This is a genomic window from Deinococcus grandis, from assembly GCF_001485435.1.
In the GTDB taxonomy this organism is placed as follows: domain Bacteria; phylum Deinococcota; class Deinococci; order Deinococcales; family Deinococcaceae; genus Deinococcus; species Deinococcus grandis.
Genome location: NZ_BCMS01000001.1, coordinates 469308 through 492593 on the forward strand (window position 1 = coordinate 469308; position 23286 = coordinate 492593).

Consider the following 23286-nt stretch of genomic DNA (forward strand, 5'->3'; position numbering starts at 1 on the left):
GGCAGGTTAACGCGGACCGGGGGCCACTGACCGGGCATCACCCGCAGCGGTCACGATCAGCGGCCCACGCGGCCCGAGGGTCAATCCCGGCAGCGGCGTCGCGTCGCCCCGCACCGCATGCAGAGGCGGCAGCGCCGCCAGCGCGTCGTGAATGAGCAGCTGCGCGAGGTGCATGCCCAGGCACAGCCGCTCGCCGCCCCCGAACGGCAGGTACGCCCAGGCCGGGGGTTTGTGCGCCCAGCGGCCCGGATCGAACTCGGCGGGGCGGTCCCACACCGCCGGGTCCCGCCCGGACAGGTACGGGGAGTACAGCGCCAGCGCCCCGCGCGGCAGCCGTAGCCCGTGCCAGTCGAGGTCGCGGCTCAGGCGGCGGCTGCCCATCCAGCCCGGCGGGTACAGGCGCAGCACCTCCCTGAGCACCGCCGCGTGGTGCTCGGGCGCGTGCCACTGCGGGTGCCGCGCCAGGAACCAGATCGCGTACGCCAGCGCGTGCGTGGTCGTGTCGTGCGCGGCGGCCAGCGACACCCGCACCTCCTCCAGCCCGCCCGGCAGGGGGGCCAGCACCGCCAGCAGGTCGTCGTGCCCGCGCTCCCGCAGTCGCGCGTGCGCGAGGCGGCGCACCTCCGCGTCCACCCGAGCGAACAGCAGCGGACGCGGAATGGCGGGCACCGGGAACGGACGGCGCAGCGGCGCCAGGAACGCGTGGAGCAGCCCCTCATCGAACGCCCCACTGAAGTACGCCGCGTTCAGCAGGCGCAGCACCGCGCCGTCCGCCCAGGCCAGCGCATCGAACTCCCCCACCGGCACGCCCGGCAGGGCCGCCCGCGTCCGCGCCTGCAGGGCCAGCAGGTGCGCCCGCCCGAGCCCCGGATTCATCAGCGAGCGCCGCCCCGCGTGCCCCGGCGCGTCCGACAGGATCACCCCGCCCGACAGGTACGGCACGATCCGCGACAGGCTCCCCGCACTGCGGAACGTGCCCAGGTCCGTCAGTACCGCCCGGTTCCACGCCGCCCCCACCCCCACCACCGCCGGGAGGCCCAGCCGCAACCGGAACACGTCCCCACCCGCCGCGCGCGCCCGCGCCGCGCCCTCCTCGATCAGCGGCAGCGGCGAGAGCGCCCAGTCCTGCAGGTGCCCGTTCCCCGGACGGGTCGGCGGCTCGGGCAGCGTGCTCAGAGCCCGAATGGCCACACCTCCGTTCCCTGCGGTACCTGACGGCCATCGAGGTCATCGAAGGGCAGGCCCAGCAGCTGCCCGGCGCCGTTCCAGCCGCTCAGGACGCTCAGGGGCACGCCGCCGCCGGGGTGGACGGTGCCGCCCACCTGCACCAGATTCCGCGCGTGCGGCAGCTGCCAGCCGGGGCGGAGGCTGCCGGTCAGGCCGTGCGGGGCGCGGCCGTACAGCGCGCCGCCCTTCGCGGTGCGGGCATACTCCGCCGGGGACAGGGCCCGCCAGTCCGCGACGGGCAGCGGGCCGCCCGGCGTGTCCCGCAGCCGCTCCTGAAGGCGGGCCAGCAGCCACGCGCCGTACTCCTCGGGGCGGTCGGTGACGCCGGGATCGGGCGGGGCGTTCACGAGCAGGAACGCCCGCGTGCCGTCCAGGTGCAGGTACAGCGTCGGGTCGCGCGGGAGGTCCCCGGCGCGGATGTCCCGCCACTCGCGGGCGTACTCGGCGGGCCAGAAGATGTGGTGCGCCTGCCCCCGGTCCTCCGAGAGCTGGAGTTGCAGCGCGAAGCCGCTCACGCCGCGCGGGGTGGGTTTCTCCGCGCTGCCCAGCCAGGAGAGCGTTAACGCCCGGTCGGCGGCGCTGACCCACGCGTCCGCCGCGAACGCGCCCTGACTGGTGTGCGCGCCGAGGATCAGGCCCCCGTGTGCGCTGAGGCTGGTGACGCGCGTCCCGAACTCGAAGCGCACGCCCAGGGCCTCGGCCTGCGCGTGCAGGGTGCGGGCCAGATCCAGCAGGCCGCCGCGCAGGTGCCACACGCCGTACCCGAGTTCCACCCACGCGATGTTGTGCAGCACGGCGGGTGCGCGGTACGGATCGGCGCCCAGGTACGTCGCGAAGCGCAGCCAGAACGGCGTCATGAACGGCCCGGACCGCACGTGGCGGTGCAGCGGCGACAGCGGCGCGGCCCGCCGCCCCCGCGTCAGCGCGTAGCGGGCCAGCCGGGCCGGGCCGGGCGGCGGCGCGAACAGGAACGTGTCCTGCGCGTCCAGGTACATGCGCCGTGACGAGGCGAGTAGCGCCGCGTAGCGCCGCCCCTCGACGCGGGACAGCTGCGCCAGCGTGGGCTCCAGGCTGCCCGCCACGTGCAGCGCCTCGGGCGCGAACAGCCGCCCGCCCGGCGCGTGGTACGTCGTGGTGGGCCGCGCCGCGCTCAGCTCCGGCAGGGGCAGGTCCAGGCGGGCGTGCAGCGCGCGGAACACCTGCGGCATCGTCACCACGGTCGGCCCGCTGGAGAACTCGGTCAGGCCCAGCGCGGCCTTCCCGCCCGGGCCGTCCAGGGCGTCCAGCACCGTCACCCTCGCGCCCGCCCGGGCCAGCCGCAGCGCCGCCGCCAGCCCCGCGAAGCCCGCGCCGATCACCGCGACGTGCTGCGGCGTGCGCCTCACGGCCGCGCCCCCTGCGGGCTGATGGTTGAACGGGTCACGAGGCAGAGCATAGAGCACCCCCCACGCCCCGCAGGGTCGGAAACGACACGCTCCGGCACGCTCAGCGGGGCGTGCTGACCGAGTACGCCAGCAGCGATTCGCGGCTGAGGACCCGCCCGGCGCGCTCCACGCGCAACTCGCCGCCCGCGCGCCCGACCGGACCGACGACCAGGACGTAGCCGTACCCGCCCCGGTTCCAGCGGTACTCGGCCCGGCCATCCCGCGTGGTGCGCGTGCCGCCCGTAATCGTGACGCCCGGCGTGCCGTCGCGGTTGCGGCTGGCGTACGTGACCCGCCCACCGGCTTCCCACACGAGCACGCTGTGCTTCGCGGTGGAGGCCAGCACCGCCGCCTGCGGCACGTACCGGCACCCGAACGACCCGGCGGGCACCCGGAACTCGTTCACGTGCGTCAGGCGGTAGGCGGGATCCTGCACGTTCTCCACGTTGCTGCTGTGCACGAAGAACCCCGGCGCCGGGGCCGTGCGGCCCGCGAAGGTCAGCGGCGTGTACACCTGCCCCGCGCCCGGATCGTCCGCACCGACCGTCACGGGCACCTGCGAGCGCACGCCACCCACCCACTGCGTCAGCGTGCCCGCCCCGGCCCCCGTGCTGGACAGCGCCAGCACCCGCCCCGGCGCATCGCACCAGAAGCGCACCGGCTTCCAGACGCCCGCGCCGACCTGTGCGAACGACGCCTCGGTGAAGCCCGCCGCGGACGCCAGGGGAACAGAGGACAGGACGATGGCGGCGGCCAGACGGACACGCGTGCGGGACATGCCCCGAGCCTCCGCCCGGGCCCTGAGCCGCTCATGAAGTCCCGCCTGCCGCGCATTCAGGAAAGGGGTCCACTGTCGGTGTGGCATCACTGTCTGTACTGGCGGCCCTTCCAGCTCACGCGGCGGCGCAGGGCGCGCGCCATGACCGGCAGGGCCAGCAGCGGCGTGACCGGCCCCAGCAGCCCCTCGGCCAGATCGGCGGGCGTGCGGCGGCCCGCGATGAGGTTCACGGCCAGGCGTTCCAGCAGGCTCGCGGCCCGCAGCGCATTGCGGTTCGGGAGGGGCAGCAGCCACGGCATCGTGTGCCCCGCGACGTGCAGCGCCACGCTGGCCAGCATGAACGCCCGCGAGTTCAGGTGGATGGGCAGGGCGTTCTTCCCGAAGCCCGCCACGGAGTCCGGGTACGAGCGGTACATCCGCACGCCGATGCACTCCTGCCCCATCACGGTGGAGACCCGCAGGCCCAGCTGGCCCAACTTGCGCGCCATGACGGTGTCCTCCAGCACCTGATCGCGCACGGCGGCGTACCCGCCCACGCGGGTCAGCGCGGCGCGGCGGTACGCCATGACCTGCCCGTTCGCGATGGTCGCCAGCGGGTGTGGCGGGGTCATGCGCAGCAGCGGGAACGGGAAGTACGACAGCACGGCGGCGTCCACCAGCGGCGTGAGCAGCCGCTCGCCGGGCGTGACGTTCGACTGGCGCGGCTGCACGCTCAGCAGGTCCGCGCCCGACGCGTGCAGTTCGCGCAGCAGGCCGCCCAGCGCGCCCGGATGCCACGTGACGTCCGCGTCCGTGAAGATCAGGACGTCGCCACTCGCGGCCCGCAGGAGCTGCTGGCACGCCCAGGGCTTGCCGTGCCAGCTGTCTGGCCGCGCCACGCCGGGAATGACGCGCGCGCCCAGGCGGCGGGCCACGTCGCCCGTGCCGTCGTCGCTGCGGTCGTCCAGCACGAGGACCTCGTGCGCGCCCTGCGCGAGCACGCCGGGCAGCGTGACGGGGAGGTTCGCCGCCTCGTTCCGCGCGGGAATCAGGATGGACACGCGCGGCCCCCCCGGCGGCACGGGGGCGGGGCGCAGGCGGGGGAAGGTCACGGCGTTCACCGCCAGCGTCAGCGCCTTGCCGAGCAGCCACACGGCGGTGACCGTGCGGTACGCCCGCGCCCAGTCCGGTTCAGGACGTGAGCTCATGCGCGGTCCCCGGTCAGCCACGCCAGCAGCCGCGACGGCCAGTCCACCCGGTCCGAGCGGCTCGCGCGGCCCGGCACCAGCCGCAGGTACCCGGCCAGCGGGGCCTCCGGGTCGCTGCCCAGCAGGTCGGCGTCCAGTTCGGCCAGCAGCGCCGCCAGGGCACCCGGCAGCTCAGCGGCGGCGACCGGCGGCCCGACGCGCACAAACGCCTCCGGGAACTGCGCGCCGCGCAGCACCACCCGCAGCGCCACCGGCACCAGCGGCACCCCGGCATGCCGCGCGATCCACGCCGCGCCCGGCTGCACGCCCCGCAGCGGCCCCGCCGGGTGCAGTTCGCCCTCGGGGAAGACCACCAGCCAGCCCGCGCGGGCGCGGCGCACCCCGGCCCTCACCTCGTCCGCACGCAGCGCCCCCACCCGCCGCAGGAACGGAAAGCGGGCCAGCTGCCGTCCCGTCATCAGCACGCTGAACGGCTGGCTGCACGCCAGGGCCACCTCGCGCAGCACGTACCCGTCCCACCAGCTGTGATGGTTCGGGGCGAGCACCGCCCCGCCGCCCGGCAGTGGGCCGCGCACCCACACCCCGCCCAGAGAGCCCCGCACGCTGCGGCGGACGCTCAGGGACAGCAGCCCGGTCGCCCAGGCGTGCCGCTGCGGGATGTCAGGGGCGGTCAAAGCGCGTCACCCGCCGCGCCAGCCACAGGCCCCCCAGCATCGCCGCCAGCGTCACCCCGGCCTCAACGAACCGGCCCACCAGCACCAGCCCGCCCGGCAGAAAGAACGCCTCAATGGGGTACACCACGCGGAAATCAGCGCCCCGCGCCGCGCGGCCCGGCAGCAGGCTCAGGCTCGGCCCCCGGTGGGGCGGGAAGTCCCGTGCCTGCCACGGCAGCGCCCACGCCCACTCCTCCCGCCGTAGCCCGAACAGCCGCGGGGCGAGGCCCGTGAACGCCCACGAGATCAGCCACCCCACCCCCCACCAGCCCAGGAAGTTCTGCACCGGCGCGCCCGCCCACAGCGGCAGCGGATCACTCCAGAGCCAGTAGCGCTGCGCGGTCATCAGCGGCTCCAGGCCCACGTCCCACAGCAGCATCAGCAGCCCCGCCAGCCAGGGCCGCCCGCCCGAGAGGCTCGTGGCGGTCAGCGTCAGCGCGAACCAGCCCAGCGGCACGATCAGCGGCACGCTCAGCAGCAGCGGCCCCGGCGCGGTCGCGTACGAGTACAGCCCGAACGGAATCCCGGTGCGGCTCCCCAGCACCTCCACGCCCAGGCCCAGCACGAACGCCACCAGCGCCATCAGCCCCGCCTTCCAGGCGTTCTCGCGCTCCCACACGAACAGCAGCGCCGCCACGAACAGCGCGCCCGTGCTCGCCAGCCCCAGCACCGGAAAGCCGTCCGGCCACAGCGGCACCGGGATCTTCAGCGCCACGTACAGCGCCACGAACCACATCCATGGGCGCGTCACCGCCAGCAGCCCCGCGAAGCGCGACGCCAGCACCCCCGCGAAGTCCCGGCCCAGCGCGTCCCCCGCCAGCGCCAGCACGCCCGCCAGCGGCAGCCCCAGCGCGATCAGCGCCCAGCCCACCGCCAGACCGGACATGACCAGCAGCGCCCCCAGGAACGCCACGCCCAGCGCCGCGAACGCCAAGCCGGCCCGCCACACGGTGTGGGAGAGGGACACCCTCACGCCCGCACCGCCGTCAACGCCGCGAAGTACGCGCGGGTCGCGCCGGACACGTCCACCGGCAGGGCTGAGAGGGGCCACCAGCGGACCTCCGCCGCGTCATCCGAGGCGCGCGGCACCCCACCCGCGAAGTCCGCCGTGAACACGTGCGTCTCCCAGGCGACCACGTTCCCGTCCGGGTACGTGTGCCGGTGTGGAAACACGCCCAGGGAGCGCAGCGCGCCCACGCTCAGGCCCGTCTCCTCGCGCAGTTCTCGCCGCGCGGTGTCCTCGCGTGACTCCCCGGCGTCCGCGCCGCCGCCCGGCACGTCCCACAGGGCGTTATCGCCCCGGCGAACCAGCAGCACCTCCTCACCCCGCAGGACCGCAACGCCTGCACCCATACGGCGGATCAAGGACGCCTCCGGTGAATCAGGCGGGAGCGCGGCGGACGCGCCCCCTCGCCCCGACCCTCGCTCCTGCGGAGCTCTACGAGGCCCACGGGGGGAGAGGGAGCAAGACAATCCATCCTCCATCCTCTATCAACCATCAACTGCCTCACCGCCAGCGGCGGCGCGTCAGGTCTTTCACGAGGACCTGCGCGGCGTTGCGGCCCGAGGCGCCCATGATGCCGCCGCCGGGGTGGGTGCTCGCACCTGTGAGGTAGAGGCCCTGCACGCCGGGCCAGCGGTACTGGCTGGCCTTCATCCAGGGGCGGAAGGAGAACATCTGGTCGAAGCTCATTTCGAGGTGCATGACGTTCCCGCGGTGCAGGCCGAGGTTCGTTTCCAGCCACTGCGGCGTCTGGACGAGTTCCCCGACGATGGTGTCGCGGGTGCCGGGCGCGTAGTGTTCGAAGGCGTTGAGGATGTTCTCGCGGGCTTCGGCGGTGCGGGTTTCCCAGGAGCCGCTGCTCAGTTCGTAGGGGTAGTACTGCGCCCACAGCCACAGCACGTCCCCGCCCGGAGGGGCCAGCGAGTCGTCCACGGCGCTGAAGCTCATGGCGATCAGCGGCGGGTCGCTGGTGGGTTCGCCCGCGAGGTACTCGCCGTAGCCTTTCATGAGCTGCCCCTCGTTTTTGATCAGCAGGCCCAGGCCGACGCGGCTGTCCGGTTCGGTGTGGTTCCGGTACTTGACCTTCTCGCTCAGGGCGAGGCGGAGGATCATCCCGAAGCCGTTCCCGACCCGGACCTGCCGCGCGGCGGGCGGGACGTACTCGTCGGGCAGCGCGCCCGCCGTGGTGAGGACGTGCGTGCCGGACACGACGGCCCGCGCGGTGTACGTCTCACCGCTGGCCAGTCGCACGCCCTGCGCCTTGCCGTCCTTCACCAGAATGTCCTTCACGGGGGCGTTCACGAACACCTGCCCGCCGTCGGATTCGATGGCGCGCTTCAGGGCTTTCGTCAGGCCGCCGCTGCCGCCCTTGGGCCGCGCCACGCCGCCCTCGTGGTACAGGGGGTGCCACAGCAGGAACGGTGCACTCAGCGGGTCACTGGGGGGCGGCCCGCTCTGCGCCGCCATCCACACCAGCGGGGCGCGCACCCGCTCCTCGGTGAAGTACTCCCGCGCCACGTCCCCGTACGGGCGCAGAATGCGGGGCAGTTGCTCCATCCAGTCCTTGCCCTTCCCGCTGCTGACGACCATCTTGCCCATGTCCAGCGGTCCTGGCGCGGAGTTGAACAGGTCCGCCACGGAGCGCGCAAAGGGCGTCCAGTCGTCCAGAAATTTCGTGTACGCCTCGCCCTGACCGGGGAACAGGGCTTCCAGTTCCCGCGCGGTGCGCCCCGCGTCGCGGTGGATGAACCACGGCGTCTCCCCGTCCGACGCGTGGAACATCGGGTCGACCTCCAGGTAGTGCAGGCCGTGCCGCGTGAGTTCCAGTTCCCGCACCACGGGCGTCATGCGGATCAGGATGTGTGCGCTCCCGCCGTAATCGAAGCGGTACCCCGGCACGAGTTCCTCGGTGCTCACGGCCCCGCCGACGATGTGCCGCCGCTCGAACACGCCCACCCGTAGGCCCGCCTTCGCGGCGTACGCGGCGGTCACCAGCGCGTTGTGGCCTGCGCCCATCACGATCACGTCGAAATCCGGCATCCCGCGCAGTCTCGCACGCCACCCCGCTCCCGGAGCGTCACCCCGCACGCAGAAGCGGCCCGCCCCCACCGGGAACGGACCGCGCCGCAGGGACGCTCAGGGCAGCTGCACGGTCCTCCCGTTCGTGAAGGTCACCGTCACCTGCGGATCGGTCGTCGCCGCACCCGACACGGTGCAGGTCGCGATCCGGTCGCGGTAGTTCACGTTCTCCAACGGGCACGGCCCGTCACGCAGCGTGCCGCCCGACTGCGCCGCGATTACCATGGTGTACGCCGACATGGCCGCCGCCCGCTCACCCGCCGCGCTGGCCCGCTCACGCGCCTCCAGCAGGCCCGGCATCAGCACCGCCGCCAGCAGACCCACCGCAGCGACGTTCAGGACCGCGTGACCGGCGATCAGACCGATCTTCACCCCGGCCTCCAGATCCGGACGGAACTGCTGCGCGGCCCGCCGGGCGTACGCCTGCCCGAAGTGCACCAGCAGGGCAACGAAGCCCACCAGCGGCAGCACCCCGAACACGGGAACGGTCGTCAGGCCCACCAGAAACGCCCCCGTCAGGTTCAGCGCCAGCAGGATACCGACCCACCCGACGTGCCAGCCCACCAGCCCGATGTACGTGAACCCCGCGCCGGGCAGCAGCACGTTCAGCAGGTACCCCACAGCCAGATTCGGGGCTTTGCGGGACGTGGGCGCGGTGGTCGGGCGGATGGTGTCTTCAGGCCAGGTCATGCCCGCACGCTACGGGCCGCCTGCACGCCGCGCTGCCTCAGGTGCCCGCGCCCCCGGCGGGTGCATGATGACCCATGACCTCATTCACGATCCGCCGCCTCGGACCTGAGGACGGGCCTGCACTGGCGCAGGTCGCGCGGGACGAGACCGACTTCACGGACGAACCGCCCAGCCCACCCCTGACCCCGGACGCCGCCCGGGCATACCTGAGTGACCCGGGCGTGTGGCACTGGCACGCCGAGGACGCAGGCGGCAATCCGGTGGGCTTCCTGATGGCGTACGTGCACCGCCGCCGTCACGGCGAGCCGCTGGACGTGATGTTCGAGGAGATCGGCGTGCGCCGGTCCTGGCGGCGTCGGGGCGTGGGCCGCGCCCTGGTGGACGCCCTGCACGCCCAGATGCGGGGGCACGGGATCGGCAGCGTGTGGGTCGCGGCAGACAGCGAGGAGGCGCGGGCGTTCTACGAGGCCTGCGGGTACGAACTCGACGAGTTGCAGGGCGTGATCCTCAGCCGGGCAGGTGATGAAGGAGCATATTGACAAAATGTTGTAGAAATACAACAATACGCAGCATGGTTGCCAAAACGAACCGGCGGCCCACGCCCGCACCCCTCCACAACCGCCTGCCCGTCCTGCGCGCCGAACGGGGCCTCAGCCGCCAGGATCTCGCCGCCGCGGTCGACGTGAACTACCAGACCATCGGCTATCTCGAACGCGGCGAATACGCCCCCAGCCTCGACCTCGCCTTCCGCCTCAGCGAGTACTTCGGCCTGCCCATCGAGGCGATCTTCAGCCGCACGCCCTTCACGCCACTCAGCGAGACCGTGTACGGAGGCCCCACATGAACGCCCTGACCGCCCCCCGCCCGCTGCCCACCCAGACCCGCCGCCGCCACATCGTGATCGTGTACGCCGCTGGACTCCTCACCGCCGGGACCATCTTCCTGCTGCGCCTGATCGGCACGTTCGACGCCACCCCACCCGAACTGCGCGCCCCTCTGCTGATCCTCCTGCTGCTCGCTGCCGCGGCGTCCCTGTACGGTGTCCTGCACCTGGCCTTCCCGGCCCGCCTGGGCCTCCCACAGGGCCACACGCGCGACCTGGACGAACGGCAGGTCCTGCGGGTCGCGCAGGCGAACAGCGCCGCGTACCGCGCCCTGGCTCTGACCGTGCTGATCGCCGCTGAACTCGTGGTGCTGTTCGGCATCAACACGAGCGCCCTGCATGACCGCATCGACGCCGTCCAGGGATTCATGCTGCTGGTCCTGCTCACCCTGCCCTTCCTGCCGACCGCGATCCTCGCCTGGACGGAACCAGATGCCGATCCACAGGACTGACGATCTGCGCACACCAGCCTGACGCGGCCGGTGTACCCTGCGGGCAGGAGGCAGTCATGGGTCTGATGATGCTGGGTGTGTTCGTGCCGCTGCTCGCCGTGATGTTCGTCGCCGCTCGCCGGCAGGACCGCTTGAACCGCGCCATGCAGGGCATCGGCGACGGTGAGGACGCCGGGTACGTGGGCCCCCAGGTGGGCGGCCCGACCTGAATTGAGGTCGAGGGTCCAAGGGTCCGAGCGGCTGAGGCGTGCGTGCTGGACAGCCCTTAGACGCTTAGACCTTCGGACCCTTAGACCTTCAGTCCCCGTCCGGCCAGCCGAGGACGGGATCGTCCGGTGCGGGCCAGTGGGTGGGCAGGTCGTCGGTGTGGCCGTCAATGCGGCGGATGGGGACGAGGCCGGTGCCGCTGCCGCACAGCCACGCGCGGGTGACGTGGGCGAGTTGGCGGGTGTGGACGGGCCGCGTGTCGTGCGGGCGGCCCGTGAGGTACGCGGCGCGGGTGACGGAGGGCAGCCCGCCTTCGGGAACGACGAGGTCCCCGCCGATCTCCAGCAGCGGGGAGGTGCGGCTGCCGTCCACGACGTGCCCGCCTATGTCCTGAAGCCAGCCTTCGAAGTGCGGGTGGGCCTGCGTGGCGGCGAGGCGGTATGGGAGGTAGTTCCCGGTCTTGTGCGCGCCGAGTTGCGGGTGGATCTGCAGGTCGGTGACGCGCACGCTGACGCCCGACTGGGGGCGGGGGCCGGGCGTGAGGGGCCGGTGGGTGTGCAGGGTGCCGTGGGCGGTGACGGTGACGCGCAGCAGCCCCCAGGGGTGCGGGTCCAGCGTAGGTGGGGTGGGGTCGGGATTGGGGAGGCCCAGGAAGTCGCAGGTGACGCGCAGCCGCTCGATGTGCGCGGCCCACAGCAGCGGCTGCCCGTGGCGGGTGCGGACGGTGGTGAAGGCGGTCGCGCCGTGCAGCCACGCGGGGTCGTTCCAGGCTGGGTCGTTCAGAGTGCTGGGCAACTCGGTCACGGCTGCGGCCACTCCTGGCTCAGGCGCAGCCAGTTGCCCAGCAGGGTGCGGCCGGCTGGACTCAGGACGCTCTCCGGGTGGAACTGCACGCCCCACGCGGGAACGCCGGGGACGGCCAGGGCCATGACCTCGCCGTCCCGGCTGGTCGCGGTGACCAGTTCGGGGGGCAGGCCGCGCACGACCAGCGAGTGATACCGCCCGAACGGCGCGTCCGGCGGCACGTTCCGGAAGAGGCCGGTGCCGTCGTGCCGGGCGTGCTCGGGTCGGCCATGGACGGGCTGGGCGCGTTCCACCCGCCCGCCGAGCACCTGCCCGAGCGCCTGATGCCCCAGGCACACGCCCAGCAGCGGAATGCGCCGGTCCAGGCACGCGCGGGTCAGGGCCAGCGTGACCCCGCTGGTGTCGGGCGTGCCGGGGCCGGGGCCGACGAGCACGGCGTCGGGGTTCGTGCCGAGCAGGTCCTCGAGGCCCTCGTGCTGGCCGCGCACGTCCACCTTTGCCCCCAGCGCGAGCAGGTCGTGCGCGAGGTTCCACGTGAACGAGTCGCGGTTGTCCAGCAGCAGCACCCGCGCGCCCGTGCGGGACGTGGCGGGCGGTGGCGCCCAGGGCGTGCCGGGCACCGGGGGCTGCGGCGGCTGCGCGGGGCGGCCCGGCATGCCCGCCAGGACGCTCAGGAGCGCCTGCGCCTTGTGCACGGTTTCCTGTGCCTCGCAGGCAGGGTCGGCGTCGATGACGGTGCCGCCGCCCGCGCGGACCTCCACCGTCCAGCCGCCCTCCGTGCGGGTGAACGCGGCGGTGCGGATCAGGATGTTCACGTCCACCAGCGGCCCGCTGACGATGCCCAGCCCGCCGGTGTACCAGCCGCGCGGGCCGGGTTCGAGGTCGCGGGTGACCTCCATCACGCGCTCCTTCGGGGCGCCGGTGATCGTCCCGCCGGGGAAGGTGGCGGCCAGCACGTCCCGCAGCGTCACCCCAGTGCGCGCGCGGGCCTGGACCTCGGACACGAGGTGCATCACGTGGCTGTACCGCTCGACGAGCATCAGGTCCGGCACGGTCACGCTGCCCGGCGCGGCCACGCGACCCAGGTCGTGCCGCACGAGGTCCACCAGCATGGTGTGCTCCGCGACCTCCTTCGGACTGGCGCGCAGTTCCGCCTCGAACGCCGCGTCCTCCTCGGGCGTGTCGCCGCGTCGGCGGGTCCCGGCGATGGGCCGCGCGCTCAGGTCGTCCCCGGCCCAGCGGACCAGCCGTTCCGGACTGCACGACACCACGACCTCCGACCCCAGGTCCGCGAAGGCCATGAACGGACTGGGGTTCACGTCGCGCAGGCGCAGGTACGCGGCCAGCGGGTCCCCCTGCGCGGCCGCCCGCACGCCGCGCGAGAGGTTCACCTGATACACCTCGCCCGCGCGGATCAGCTCCTGCACGGCCCGCACGCCCGCCGGGTAGTCCACGTCGTCCGCGCCGAACGCCCCCACGCTCAGGGTCGGCTCGGGCGGCAGCGGCGCTCCCAGCAGCGCCGCCCAGTCCAGGTGCGGCTCGCCCACCACGCTCAGGGTGCCCGCCGCGCGGTCCCACACGAGGCCCGACGGGTACTCGCCCCACCACATCGCCTCGCCCCGGGGCGCGTGAGCGGCCAGCCCGAAGGTCCGAGCCGCCTCGTACTTCAGGCCACCCAGCCACGCCGGGAACACCGCGCCGCCCGCGGGCCGGTCCGGCAGGTCGGGCGTGACCCGCACCGGCGCGGCACTCAGGAACGACTGCGCGCCGTACGCCACGACCGGACCCAGCGATTCCAGCAGCACTGCGCCCGGCAGGCCCGCCGCGCGCACCCGCCGCAGCACCTCCGCCGGACTGAGCATGGGCAGGGCAGGGGAGGAGGTCGGGCTCGCGTTCACGCGCCGGATTCTAGCGGGGTGTCTGAGGGCTCACGCGGCCCCGCGTGCACCGCGACCTTCGCCGCCAGGGTGCGGTAGAAGTCCGGCTGTTGCAGGTACGCCAGATGATCCGACCGGACCAGCCCGGACAGCGGGAAGGCCGTGTCGTGCGCGCCGGGCGCGATGCCCTGCGCGCGGAAACTCAGCAGGTCCGTGTACGCCCACACGTTCCAGAAGTACCCCAGCCGTCCCCCCGCGTGAGGGTCGGGGGTCGGGCCGCCCAGCGTGAAGCCCAGTTCGTGGAACGCGCCCACCTGACTGGCGCACGCGCACCAGAAGTCCACCCGCACCCCCGCGCCGTCCGGATCGGCGGGCAGGAACGCGTGCAGCGCGTCGAAGATCAGCTGCCCGCCCATCGAGTGCGTCAGGACCACCAGCGGCTCGTGCGGGTGGGTGCGGGCCGCGTGCGCCGCGCGCAGCCCGGCCAGGACCCGCTGCGGAATCGCGCCGGGCGCCTCGGGCGTGCCGCGCCCGTTCAGGTACGCCAAGACGTCCCCCATGAACAGCGGCACGAACGCCTCCAGCGGGCGGCGCACCTCGCGCATGGCGCGCTTCACGTTCCGCCGCCGCGCCCGCATCAGGCCGGGCGGCAGGTGCGGTTCCAGCCGCCGCGTCCGGCCCGGCAGGCGCGCCTGCGCCGCCGCGTCCAGCAGGCCCCAGCGTTCGGCGGGCGGCAGGTCCGCCAGCAGCGCCCGCACCCGCGCGTCGCGCGCCACGCCCCACGCCACGCGGATCACGCCCGGCCACTCCGCGACTGGATGCGCGGCGCGCAGGCGGCGTTCCAGCGCCTCGCCCAGCGCGTCCCCGTCCAGCGCCAGCGGGTCGGGTTCCGGGGCGACCTCGCGCTCGCGCGCCGCGCGGAACTGCCCACCCTGCGTGAAGTGCGCGCCCAGGTCCCCCCAGTACACCCGCTCGACGTGCACCGCGTCCGGCGCGTCCGGGTTCAGTGTGGGGGCGACGTGCTCGCGCAGCAGGCGCTGCACGCCGGGCCAGTCCACGCCCTGCGTCGCGCGGTGCAGGTCCTCCCAGCCCAGGTCGCCCTCCTCGCGGACGGCCACGCCATGCACGAACAGAACCGGCATGCCGCCCATGCTACCGGTATCCTGGCGCATGGCCCCCAACACGGCAGTGAACGCCCTTCAGGACGGCAAGCGGCGGCAGGCGCAGGCCCTGCTCCGGGACGGCGAGGTCTGGCTGATCGCCGCGCGCGAGTCCGGCGTGCGCCCGGAACCGGCCCTGACGCTCGTGGCGGGCGTGGACGTCACCTGGGACAGCCTCTTCCTGCTGACCCGCAGCGAGGCGGTGGCGATCGTGGGCCGCTTCGACGCGGACGCCGTGCCGCCCGGCTGGACCGTGCACGGCTACGACGCCGACCTGCGCGCCCTGCTGCGGGCCGAGGTGACGCGCCTGGCCGCGCGGCGGGTGCTGCTGAACATCAGCGAGGACGACCCGCTGTGCGACGGCCTGACGTCGGGCCTGGAACGCCGGGTGCGCGGCTGGCTGGAACCCGGCCCAGACCTGACTGGCGCGGACCTGCCCGATCTGGAGTGGGACAGCGCCGCGCCGTTGCTGGGCCAGCTCCGGTCCGTCAAGACGCCCGAGGAGCACGCCGCGATCCGGGAGGCGGTCGACCTGGCCGAGGCGCACCTGCGCGAGATGGCCGCCGCCGCCCGCCCCGGCTGGACGGAACGGGACGTCGCGGCGTTCCTGCACGGCCTGTGCCGCCGCGACGGCGCCGAGCCCTCCTGGGGCTGGGACGCCTGCCCGAACGTGCACATCGGCCCGGACAGCCGCCCCTCGCACGCGCCGCCCGGCGACCACGCCCTGCGCCCCGGATCGCTGCTGCACATCGACTACGGCGTGCGCCTGAACCACGGGTACTGCTCGGACATCCAGCGGGTGTACCGCCTGCCCGACGGCACCCCGGTGCCCAGGGAGGTGCAGGCCGCCTTCCGCGCCTGCTGGAACGCCATCCAGGCGGGGGCGGACGCCCTGCGCCCCGGCACGCCCGGTCACGCCGTGGACGCCGCCGCGCGCGCCGCGCTGGTCGCCGCCGGGTACCCCGAGTACCAGCACGCGCTGGGTCACGGCCTGGGCCGCGCCACGCACGACGGCGGCACCCTGCTGGGCCCCCGCTGGCCCCGCTACGGGCAGACCGTCGAGGGACCCGTCCGCGCGGACGAGGTGTACACCCTGGAACTGGGCGTCATGGTGCCCGGCCACGGCTTCATCGGACTGGAGGAGGACGTCGTGGTGCGTGACGGGCAGCCGCAGTGGCTGTCCGACCGGCAGGACGACTTGAAGCCCCTGGGCTGATACCGATACCGATTGGATGGCTTATAAAGCCGCCGGGTCCGAGCGGATGCGACTCGTAGAGCTGCGCGGCAGAGGAGGGGCGTATGAGGGTGGGGCGGAGAGGTTCATCCCTTCAGGGCGGACCAGCGATGAACACGCCGTGTTGACTCCTCCCCCTTGATGGGGGTGGCCGGGAGGGGGTGGGCAGGCATGGCGTCATGGACGACGTTTTCCGTGCCTGTCCCCTCTGGCGTTTGAACAGTGTCCGCACCGTTGACGACAGCCCGCGCAGACCGGGGCGGCGCTGACCTGGGGCGCTTACCGGGGGGGCGCGCCGGGCAGGTCCACCGGGCGGACCGGGACCGGCTCGCCGAAGCGGGCGTACTTGCGGCCCCGCGTGGGATCACCGCGCCCGCACAGCACTGTCACGGTCGGCAGGCCGTGCACGTTCACCTCGGCGATCGCCAGCCGTCCCGTGTCGTACGCGCCCAGGTCCAGGTACAGGTGGCGGCCCAGGCGGCAGGGGATCGGGACGGGCGTGTGCCCGTGCACCGAGTACGTGACGCCCTCGGGCAGCGGGAAGGGCCCCTCGAAGGGCCGCAGCCACAGCGCCGCCGACAGCGGGTTGGGGTGCTGCGGGTGCTTGACGGGCGGCGCGGCGTGCGACACGAGCACGCTGGGGTGGCTGGGCGGGTGGTCGTGGATCTCGCCGTCGGCGGTGACGTACACGACGCGCCGCAGGACACCCAGGTACTCCTCCAGCAGCGGCGGGAACTTCTCCAGGGTGAGGCTGCCCAGCTCGGCGCGGACCGTCTCGCCCCCGGCGCGCATCCACCACTGGAAGCCCTCCATGGCGCGGCGGTAGTCCCCGAGGTCGTGCGTGCCGAGGTACTGGCGGTAGTACTTCACGCCCTCCTGCATCATGCGTTCGTGGTTGCCCATCAGGAGCGTGGCGCGCCCGGCGCGGTGCAGGTCCATCAGGGTCTCCACGACCGGCATGGAGCGCGGCCCGCGGTCGATCGCGTCGCCCAGGGACAGGTAGTGGGCGTCCGGGTACTGGTGCAGCGCGGCGCGCAGCAGGTCGGGTCGGCCATGCAGGTCCGGGATGATCAGCACCTGCCGGGTCAAGCGCGGTCCTCCGGGGTGTCGCCGTCGTGCTCGCCGTCGTGTTCATCGCTGAAGTCCAGCAGGGTCTGCTTGCTGCGTTCGCGCAGCTGCGCGGCGGCGCTCCCGTCGGGCGTGAACGTCACGTGGCCGCCTTCAAGAGTGACGCGGTACCCGGCGCCGTCGCTGGCGTCCGGGAGCCATTCGGCGGGCAGCTGGTAGGTGCGGCCGCGGCTGTCCTCCACGTCAGCGAGGCCCGCGTCCTCGTCGAGCACGTCGATGACCAGCAGTTCAGGCGGCACGTTCATGCGGGGCAGTCTAGCGCCTGCACCTTCCGGCGGACGACCCGTGCTGGGGCCGCCGGTGTAGGGTGCGCTTCATGGTCACGAGGCGCGCGGTCCTGCGGTCCCTGCTCGGCGGGGGCGGCGCCCTGGCGCTGGGCGGCGGGGTGGGCGTGGCGCAGGGATACCGCTTCGGGGTGACCCGCCACGCCCGCGCCCTACCGGGGTTGCGCTCGCCGCTGCGCGCCGCGTTCCTGACGGACCTGCACCACGGGCTGTTCATCGGGGACGGCAGCGTGGCGGCGTGGGTGGACGCCGCGAACGACCTGCGCGCGGACGTGGTCCTGCTCGGGGGCGATCTGCTCGACGCTCGGCTGAACGACGTGCCGCCCGGGCTGCTGCGGCAGCTGGCGCGGCTGCGGGCGCCGCTGGGGACGTTCTCGGTGTGGGGCAACCACGACTACGGGAGTTTCGGACGGTACGCCAGCCGTCATTACGGCCCGGTCCGGGCGGACTGGGCGGCGCGCCGCGAACGCTTCGCGGGGCAGCTGGCAGGCGCGGGCGTGACGGTCCTGCGCGATGAGGGTCGGTCCCTGCGCGCCGACCTGTGGGTGGGCGGTACGGACGACCTGTGGTTCGGGCAGCCGGACGTGACGGCGGCGCTGGCGGGCGCGGGCGCGCGGGCGACGCTGCTCGTCACGCACAACCCGGATCTGCTGCCTGCGCTGCCGCGTCCGGCGGGACTGGTGCTGTGCGGGCACACGCACGGCGGACAGGTGAGGTTGCCGGTGGTCGGTGCGTTACAGGTTCCCAGTGCCTTCGGGCAGCGGTACGCGATGGGCTGGGTCACGGGCGCCCATGACACCCCTGCGTACGTGAGTCGGGGCCTGGGCCTGAGTGGCCTGCCCGTCCGGAACCTGTGTGAACCGGAGATCGCGCTGTTCCAGCTGTCGCCCGCCTGACCGCGCAGGGTGGGATGGGGGCTTGCGGGGCGCCGTATTTTGTGTATGGCAGCGCTTCCAGATGATTGATACAGAGCGGAGCGCACTGCGCGGGTGAGTGACTGCGGCCGCCCGGTGACGCGAGCCCATTGCGCAGATGACATGAACAGCTGTCATTTGTTGCCGGTTTTCGCTCAAATCATGCACTTTGGTCGGAAAATGATGCGGGCCACCTTTGGACCCGTTATAAACAACGACCCTGCATAGACATGCGTCCGTCTGTATCGTGATCTCAGCAGCCTGCACCCCGCAGGCGGATGCGAGTCACGAGCGAGATGGGAGCGTCAACATGAACAGAACAGACAACCGGGTGACGCCGGCTGAGGCGCCGCACACCCCTGGAACCCCCGCGAGCGGCGCGGAACTCAAACTCGCCCGTGAGCAGGGCCTGTACAGCGCCGCCGAGCACGACGCCTGCGGCGTGGGCTTCGTCGCCCACATCAAGGGCCGCAAGAACCACGCGATCGTCCAGCAGGGCCTGAAGATCCTCGAGAACCTCGACCACCGCGGCGCGGTCGGCGCCGACCCCCTGATGGGCGACGGCGCGGGCATCCTGATCCAGATTCCCGACGAGTTCTACCGCGCCGAGTTCGCGCAGCAGGGCGTGACCCTGCCCCCGCCCGGCGATTACGGCGTCGGCATGATCTTCCTGCCCAAGGAGATCGCCTCCCGCCGCGCCTGCGAGCAGGAACTCGAACGCGCCATCGTCGCCGAGGGTCAGGTCGTGATCGGCTGGCGCGACGTGCCCGTCAACCGCGAGATGCCCATGAGCCCCGCCGTGCGCGAGAAGGAACCCGTCATCCGGCAGGTGTTCATCGGCGCCGGGCCCGACACGCTGGTCCCGGACGCGCTGGAACGCAAGCTGTACGTCATCCGCCGCCGGGCCAGCAACGCCATCCGCGCGCTGAACTTCACGCACGGCGCCGAGTACTACGTGCCCAGCATGTCCTGCCGCACGGTCATCTACAAGGGCCTGCTGCTCGCCACGCAGGTCGGCGAGTACTACCTCGACCTGCAGGACGACCGCGTCGTGTCCGCCCTGGCCCTGGTCCACCAGCGTTTTTCCACGAACACCTTCCCCGAGTGGCCGCTGGCGCACCCCTACCGCATGGTCGCGCACAACGGCGAGATCAACACCGTCAAGGGGAACTTCAACTGGATGCGCGCCCGCGAGGGCATCATGGCCTCGCCCGTGCTGGGCGACGACCTGAAGAAGCTCTACCCGATCTCCTTCGAGGGCGAGAGCGACACCGCCACCTTCGACAACGCCCTGGAACTCCTGACGCTGGCCGGGTACCCCATGGCGCACGCCGCCATGATGATGATCCCCGAGGCCTGGGAGCAGAACGAGCACCTCGACCCCCGCCGCCGCGCGTTCTACGAGTACCACGCCAGCATGATGGAACCCTGGGACGGCCCGGCCGCGATGGTCTTCACCGACGGCCGTCAGGTCGGCGCGACCCTGGACCGCAACGGCCTGCGCCCCGCCCGCTACGTGCAGACCCGCAACGACCTGGTCATCCTGGCCAGCGAATCCGGCGTGCTGCCCGTCCCCGAGAGCAAGATCGTCAAGAAGTGGCGCCTGCAACCCGGCCGGATGTTCCTGATCGACTTCGAGCAGGGCCGCATCATCGAGGACGACGAACTGAAGAACCAGTTCGCGTCCGCCAAGCCCTACGCGCAGTGGGTGGAGAACACCCGCTTCCGCCTGGACGACAGCGAGGAGACCGGCACCGTCGGGCAGTTCCGCGAGTCGCTGCTGGACCGCCAGCAGGCCTTCGGGTACACCCAGGAGGACCTGAAGTTCCTGATGGGCCCCATGGCCCTGACCGGCGAGGAAGGCATCGGCAGCATGGGCAACGACAGCCCGCTGGCCGTGCTGTCCGGCAAGAACAAGCCGCTGTTCAACTACTTCCGGCAGCTGTTCGCGCAGGTCACGAACCCGCCCATCGACCCGATCCGCGAGTCGGTCGTCATGAGCCTCGTGTCGTTCGTGGGGCCGCGCCCGAACCTGCTGGACATCAACGCCGTGAACCCGCAGCTGCGCCTGGAAGTCGAGCAGCCCATCCTGGACTTCGACGACATGGCCCGCGTGCGCAACATCGAGGAACACACCCGCGGGAAGTTCAAGGCGTACGACCTCGACATCACCTACCCCGCCGAGTGGGGTGCGCGCGGCGTGGAAGCCAAACTGGCGACCATCAACGCCTGGGCGGTGGACGCCATCGAGAGCGGCCACAACATCATCGTCATCAGTGACCGCCGCGTGGACCGCGAACGCGTCGCGATTCCCAGCCTGCTGGCCCTGAGCAGCATCCACCACCACCTCGTGAAGGCGGGGCTGCGCATGAAGGTCGGTCTGGTCGTCGAGACCGGCGACGCCCGCGAGGTCCACCACTTCGCCGCGCTCGCCGGGTACGGCGCCGAGGCCATCCACCCGTACCTCGCGCTGGAAACGCTGATCAACCTGCACACCGACGTGCCCGGCATGCCCGCCCTGGCCGGCATCGACGCGCACAAGGCCATCTACAACTACATCAAGGCGATCGGCAAGGGCCTGAGCAAGATCATGTCGAAGATGGGCGTCAGCACGTACATGAGCTACTGCGGCGCGCAGCTGTTCGAGGCGGTCGGCCTGAAGACCGACTTCGTGCAGAAGTATTTCTATGGCACGCCCACCCAGGTCGGCGGGATCGGCATCTTCGAGGTGGCGGAAGAAGCCCTGCGCAACCACCGTGGCGCGTTCAGCGATGATCCCGTGCTGGCCCAGAACCTCGACGCGGGCGGCGAGTACGCCTGGCGCGTGCGCGGCGAGGAGCACATGTGGACGCCGGACTCGATCGCCAAACTGCAGCACTCGGTGCGCAGCGGCAACTACGCCACCTATGAGGAGTACGCCCGGATCATCAACGACCAGAGCAGGCGGCACATGACCCTGCGCGGCCTGTTCGAATTCAAGACCGACGGCGTGACCCCCGTCCCGCTGGACGAGGTGGAAAGCGCCAGCGAGATCGTCAAGCGCTTCGCCACGGGCGCCATGAGCCTCGGCTCGATCAGCACCGAGGCGCACACCACCCTGGCCGTCGCCATGAACCGCATCGGCGGCAAGAGCAACACCGGCGAGGGTGGGGAAGACCCCGCCCGCTACGAACGCGAGATGCGCGGCGAGACCCTCGGGGAGGGCCACACCCTCGCCAGCATCCTCGGCGAGAGCAGGGTTGAAGTGGACTACCCGCTGGAACCCGGCGACTCCCTGCGCAGCAAGATCAAGCAGGTCGCCTCGGGCCGCTTCGGCGTCACCACGAACTACCTGACGAGCGCCGACCAGATCCAGATCAAGATGGCCCAGGGCGCCAAGCCCGGCGAGGGCGGCCAGCTGCCCGGCGGGAAGGTCAGCGAGTACATCGGCTTCCTGCGCCACAGTGTCCCCGGCGTGGGCCTGATCAGCCCGCCCCCGCACCACGACATCTACTCCATCGAGGACCTCGCGCAGCTCATCCACGACCTGAAGAACGTCAACCCCCGCGCGGACATCAGCGTGAAACTCGTCTCCGAGGTCGGCGTCGGCACCATCGCCGCCGGGGTCGCGAAGGCCAAGGCGGACCACATCGTGATCGCCGGACACGACGGCGGCACCGGGGCCAGCCCCTGGAGTTCCATCAAGCACGCCGGTAGCCCGTGGGAACTGGGCCTCGCGGAGACGCAGCAGACCCTCGTCCTGAACCGCCTGCGCGACCGCGTGCGCGTGCAGACCGACGGGCAGCTCAAGACCGGCCGTGACGTCGTGATCGCCGCGCTGCTCGGCGCCGACGAGTTCGGTTTCGCCACCGCGCCGCTTGTCGCGCAGGGCTGCATCATGATGCGCAAGTGCCACCTGAACACCTGCCCCGTGGGGGTCGCCACGCAGGACCCGGTGCTGCGCGCCCGCTTCCAGGGCAAACCCGAGCACGTCATCAACTTCTTCTTCTTCATCGCCGAGGAAGTCCGCGCCATCATGGCCAGCCTGGGTATCCGCTCCTTCGACGACCTGATCGGCCGCGCCGACCTGCTCGACACGAAAAAGGGCATCGAGCACTGGAAGGCGCAGGGCCTGGACTTCAGCCGCGTCTTCTACCGCCCCGAGGTGCCCGGGGAAGTCGGCGTGCGCCACCTCCACACCCAGGACCACGGCCTGAGCGGCGCGCTCGACCTGCAGCTGATCGAGAAGTGCCGCCCCGCCTTCGAGAAGGGCGAGAAGGTGCACTTCCTGCAGGACGTCCGCAACGTCAACCGCACCGTCGGCGCGATGCTGTCCGGCGAACTGACCCGCGTGCGCCCCGAGGGGCTGCCGGACAACACCGTGTTCATCCAGATGGAAGGCACCGGCGGGCAGAGTTTCGGCGCGTTCCTCGCCCCCGGCCTGACCCTGTACCTGATCGGCGACGCGAACGACTACACTGGCAAGGGCCTCTCCGGCGGCCGCGTGGCCGTGCGCCCCAGCATCGAATTCCGCGGCCGGGCCGAGGAGAACATCATCGTCGGGAACACCGTCCTGTACGGCGCGACCAGCGGCGAGGCCTTCTTCCGGGGCGTGGCGGGCGAACGCTTCGCCGTGCGCCTCAGCGGCGCCGAGGCCGTCGTGGAAGGCACCGGCGACCACGGCTGCGAGTACATGACCGGCGGCACCGTCGTCGTGCTCGGCCAGACCGGCCGCAACTTCGCGGCGGGCATGAGCGGCGGCGTCGCGTACGTGTACGACGTGGACGGCAGCTTCGAGAAGCGCTGCAACACCAGCATGGTGGACCTGCACCCCCTGCTGCCCGAGGACCAGCAGCTCGCCCAGACGGGCGGCGCCCTGCACCTGGGCCAGAGCGACGAGGCGCACCTGCGCCGCCTGCTGGAAAGCCACCACAAGTGGACCGGCTCGCAGCGCGCCAGCGAACTGCTCGACGACTGGGACAACACCCTGAAACGCTTCGTCAAGGTCTTCCCGAAGGAGTACCAGCGCGCCCTGCGCGAACGCGCCCAGGCCGGAACGGTCCAGGCCGCCGACACCACCAGCATGCAGACCGCGCAGCCCGGCAACCCCGTGGCGGCGCAGGGCACGCTGACCAAGTAACACTCCGCTCCGTTCAGTGCCGTGCTGAACGGAGCCGAGCGGATGCGAGTACGAGTCTGGACGGGACTCAGGAGATGGAACAGCATGGCAGCGCCCTTCTGACATGGTGTGGAATCGGATGAG

At 72.4% G+C, this 23286-nt stretch carries 21 protein-coding genes; 7 read left to right on the forward strand and 14 right to left on the reverse strand.

Annotation, left to right across the window (positions count from 1 at the left end; all coding sequences use genetic code 11):
- Positions 1-6 precede the first annotated feature (6 nt).
- The 9 genes from DEIGR_RS02330 to DEIGR_RS02370 form a co-directional block, all read right to left on the reverse strand.
- Positions 7-1185 carry a cytochrome P450 gene (locus DEIGR_RS02330; protein ID WP_058978492.1) on the reverse strand — a complete coding sequence of 393 codons (1179 nt, stop codon included), beginning with the start codon at positions 1183-1185 and terminating at the stop codon, positions 7-9.
- Positions 1173-2612, reverse strand: a complete 1440-nt coding sequence (locus DEIGR_RS02335; RefSeq protein WP_058974940.1) for a phytoene desaturase family protein — start codon at positions 2610-2612, stop codon at positions 1173-1175. The genes DEIGR_RS02330 and DEIGR_RS02335 overlap by 13 nt, the downstream gene beginning before the upstream one ends.
- Before the next feature lie 100 nt (positions 2613-2712).
- On the reverse strand, positions 2713-3429 hold the full coding sequence (locus DEIGR_RS21220) for a hypothetical protein (protein WP_058974942.1): 717 nt from the start codon (positions 3427-3429) through the stop codon (positions 2713-2715).
- 86 nt (positions 3430-3515) lie between these two features.
- Positions 3516-4616, reverse strand: coding sequence for a glycosyltransferase (locus DEIGR_RS02345; protein ID WP_058978493.1), 1101 nt, complete (start codon positions 4614-4616; stop codon positions 3516-3518).
- Positions 4613-5290 (reverse strand): lysophospholipid acyltransferase family protein, encoded by a 678-nt coding sequence (locus DEIGR_RS02350; protein WP_236704633.1) that lies wholly within the window; start codon positions 5288-5290, stop codon positions 4613-4615. Before DEIGR_RS02350 ends, DEIGR_RS02345 begins: the two co-directional genes overlap by 4 nt.
- Entirely contained in the window at positions 5277-6302 is a 1026-nt protein-coding gene (locus DEIGR_RS02355; RefSeq protein WP_305791236.1) for a carotenoid biosynthesis protein, read from the reverse strand. Before DEIGR_RS02355 ends, DEIGR_RS02350 begins: the two co-directional genes overlap by 14 nt.
- A complete protein-coding gene (locus DEIGR_RS02360; protein ID WP_236704634.1) occupies positions 6299-6694 on the reverse strand; it encodes an NUDIX domain-containing protein in 396 nt (131 codons plus the stop codon). The genes DEIGR_RS02355 and DEIGR_RS02360 overlap by 4 nt, the downstream gene beginning before the upstream one ends.
- 142 nt (positions 6695-6836) lie before the next feature.
- Positions 6837-8372 (reverse strand): phytoene desaturase family protein, encoded by a 1536-nt coding sequence (locus tag DEIGR_RS02365; RefSeq protein ID WP_058974949.1) that lies wholly within the window; start codon positions 8370-8372, stop codon positions 6837-6839.
- A 96-nt stretch (positions 8373-8468) separates the two neighbouring features.
- On the reverse strand, positions 8469-9101 hold the full coding sequence (locus DEIGR_RS02370) for a hypothetical protein (RefSeq protein WP_058974951.1): 633 nt from the start codon (positions 9099-9101) through the stop codon (positions 8469-8471).
- 74 nt (positions 9102-9175) lie between these two features.
- On the opposite strand from DEIGR_RS02370, the gene DEIGR_RS02375 reads away from it, so the two are divergent.
- From DEIGR_RS02375 to DEIGR_RS21035, 4 genes are read left to right on the forward strand one after another with little or no spacing between them, the layout of a single operon-like run.
- Positions 9176-9640: a GNAT family N-acetyltransferase gene (locus DEIGR_RS02375; RefSeq protein WP_058974953.1), complete on the forward strand. Its 465-nt coding sequence runs from the start codon at positions 9176-9178 to the stop codon at positions 9638-9640.
- Between the two features lie 32 nt (positions 9641-9672).
- The gene (locus tag DEIGR_RS02380) at positions 9673-9945 is read left to right on the forward strand and encodes a helix-turn-helix transcriptional regulator (RefSeq protein WP_058974955.1); all 273 of its coding nucleotides are present in this window, start codon (positions 9673-9675) and stop codon (positions 9943-9945) included.
- Complete coding sequence (locus DEIGR_RS02385) at positions 9942-10436, forward strand: hypothetical protein (RefSeq protein ID WP_058974957.1); 495 nt, start codon at positions 9942-9944, stop codon at positions 10434-10436. The genes DEIGR_RS02380 and DEIGR_RS02385 overlap by 4 nt, the downstream gene beginning before the upstream one ends.
- A gap of 56 nt (positions 10437-10492) precedes the next feature.
- On the forward strand, positions 10493-10645 hold the full coding sequence (locus tag DEIGR_RS21035) for a hypothetical protein (protein ID WP_169796844.1): 153 nt from the start codon (positions 10493-10495) through the stop codon (positions 10643-10645).
- A gap of 88 nt (positions 10646-10733) precedes the next feature.
- Here the strand turns inward: DEIGR_RS21035 and DEIGR_RS02390 are convergent, their stop codons facing one another.
- Genes DEIGR_RS02390 through DEIGR_RS21040 form a run of 3 tightly spaced genes read right to left on the reverse strand, consistent with a single transcriptional unit; the run spans position 10734 to position 14466 of the window.
- Positions 10734-11447 carry an aminotransferase class IV gene (locus DEIGR_RS02390; RefSeq protein WP_236704635.1) on the reverse strand — a complete coding sequence of 238 codons (714 nt, stop codon included), beginning with the start codon at positions 11445-11447 and terminating at the stop codon, positions 10734-10736.
- Complete coding sequence (locus DEIGR_RS02395) at positions 11444-13309, reverse strand: chorismate-binding protein (protein WP_058978496.1); 1866 nt, start codon at positions 13307-13309, stop codon at positions 11444-11446. Before DEIGR_RS02395 ends, DEIGR_RS02390 begins: the two co-directional genes overlap by 4 nt.
- Positions 13310-13341: 32 nt before the next feature.
- Complete coding sequence (locus DEIGR_RS21040) at positions 13342-14466, reverse strand: hypothetical protein (RefSeq protein ID WP_058974959.1); 1125 nt, start codon at positions 14464-14466, stop codon at positions 13342-13344.
- Between the two features lie 28 nt (positions 14467-14494).
- On the opposite strand from DEIGR_RS21040, the gene DEIGR_RS02405 reads away from it, so the two are divergent.
- Positions 14495-15700 (forward strand): M24 family metallopeptidase, encoded by a 1206-nt coding sequence (locus DEIGR_RS02405; protein WP_058974961.1) that lies wholly within the window; start codon positions 14495-14497, stop codon positions 15698-15700.
- A gap of 297 nt (positions 15701-15997) precedes the next feature.
- Here the strand turns inward: DEIGR_RS02405 and DEIGR_RS02410 are convergent, their stop codons facing one another.
- The gene (locus DEIGR_RS02410; protein WP_058974963.1) at positions 15998-16807 is read right to left on the reverse strand and encodes a metallophosphoesterase; all 810 of its coding nucleotides are present in this window, start codon (positions 16805-16807) and stop codon (positions 15998-16000) included.
- Complete coding sequence (locus DEIGR_RS02415) at positions 16804-17091, reverse strand: hypothetical protein (RefSeq protein ID WP_058974966.1); 288 nt, start codon at positions 17089-17091, stop codon at positions 16804-16806. The genes DEIGR_RS02410 and DEIGR_RS02415 overlap by 4 nt, the downstream gene beginning before the upstream one ends.
- Positions 17092-17162: 71 nt before the next feature.
- On the opposite strand from DEIGR_RS02415, the gene DEIGR_RS02420 reads away from it, so the two are divergent.
- Together DEIGR_RS02420 and DEIGR_RS02425 are read left to right on the forward strand one after the other, a co-directional pair.
- Positions 17163-18026 carry a metallophosphoesterase gene (locus DEIGR_RS02420; RefSeq protein ID WP_058974968.1) on the forward strand — a complete coding sequence of 288 codons (864 nt, stop codon included), beginning with the start codon at positions 17163-17165 and terminating at the stop codon, positions 18024-18026.
- 328 nt (positions 18027-18354) lie between these two features.
- The gene (locus DEIGR_RS02425; RefSeq protein WP_058974970.1) at positions 18355-23163 is read left to right on the forward strand and encodes a glutamate synthase-related protein; all 4809 of its coding nucleotides are present in this window, start codon (positions 18355-18357) and stop codon (positions 23161-23163) included.
- The last annotated feature ends 123 nt before the right edge of the window (positions 23164-23286 follow it).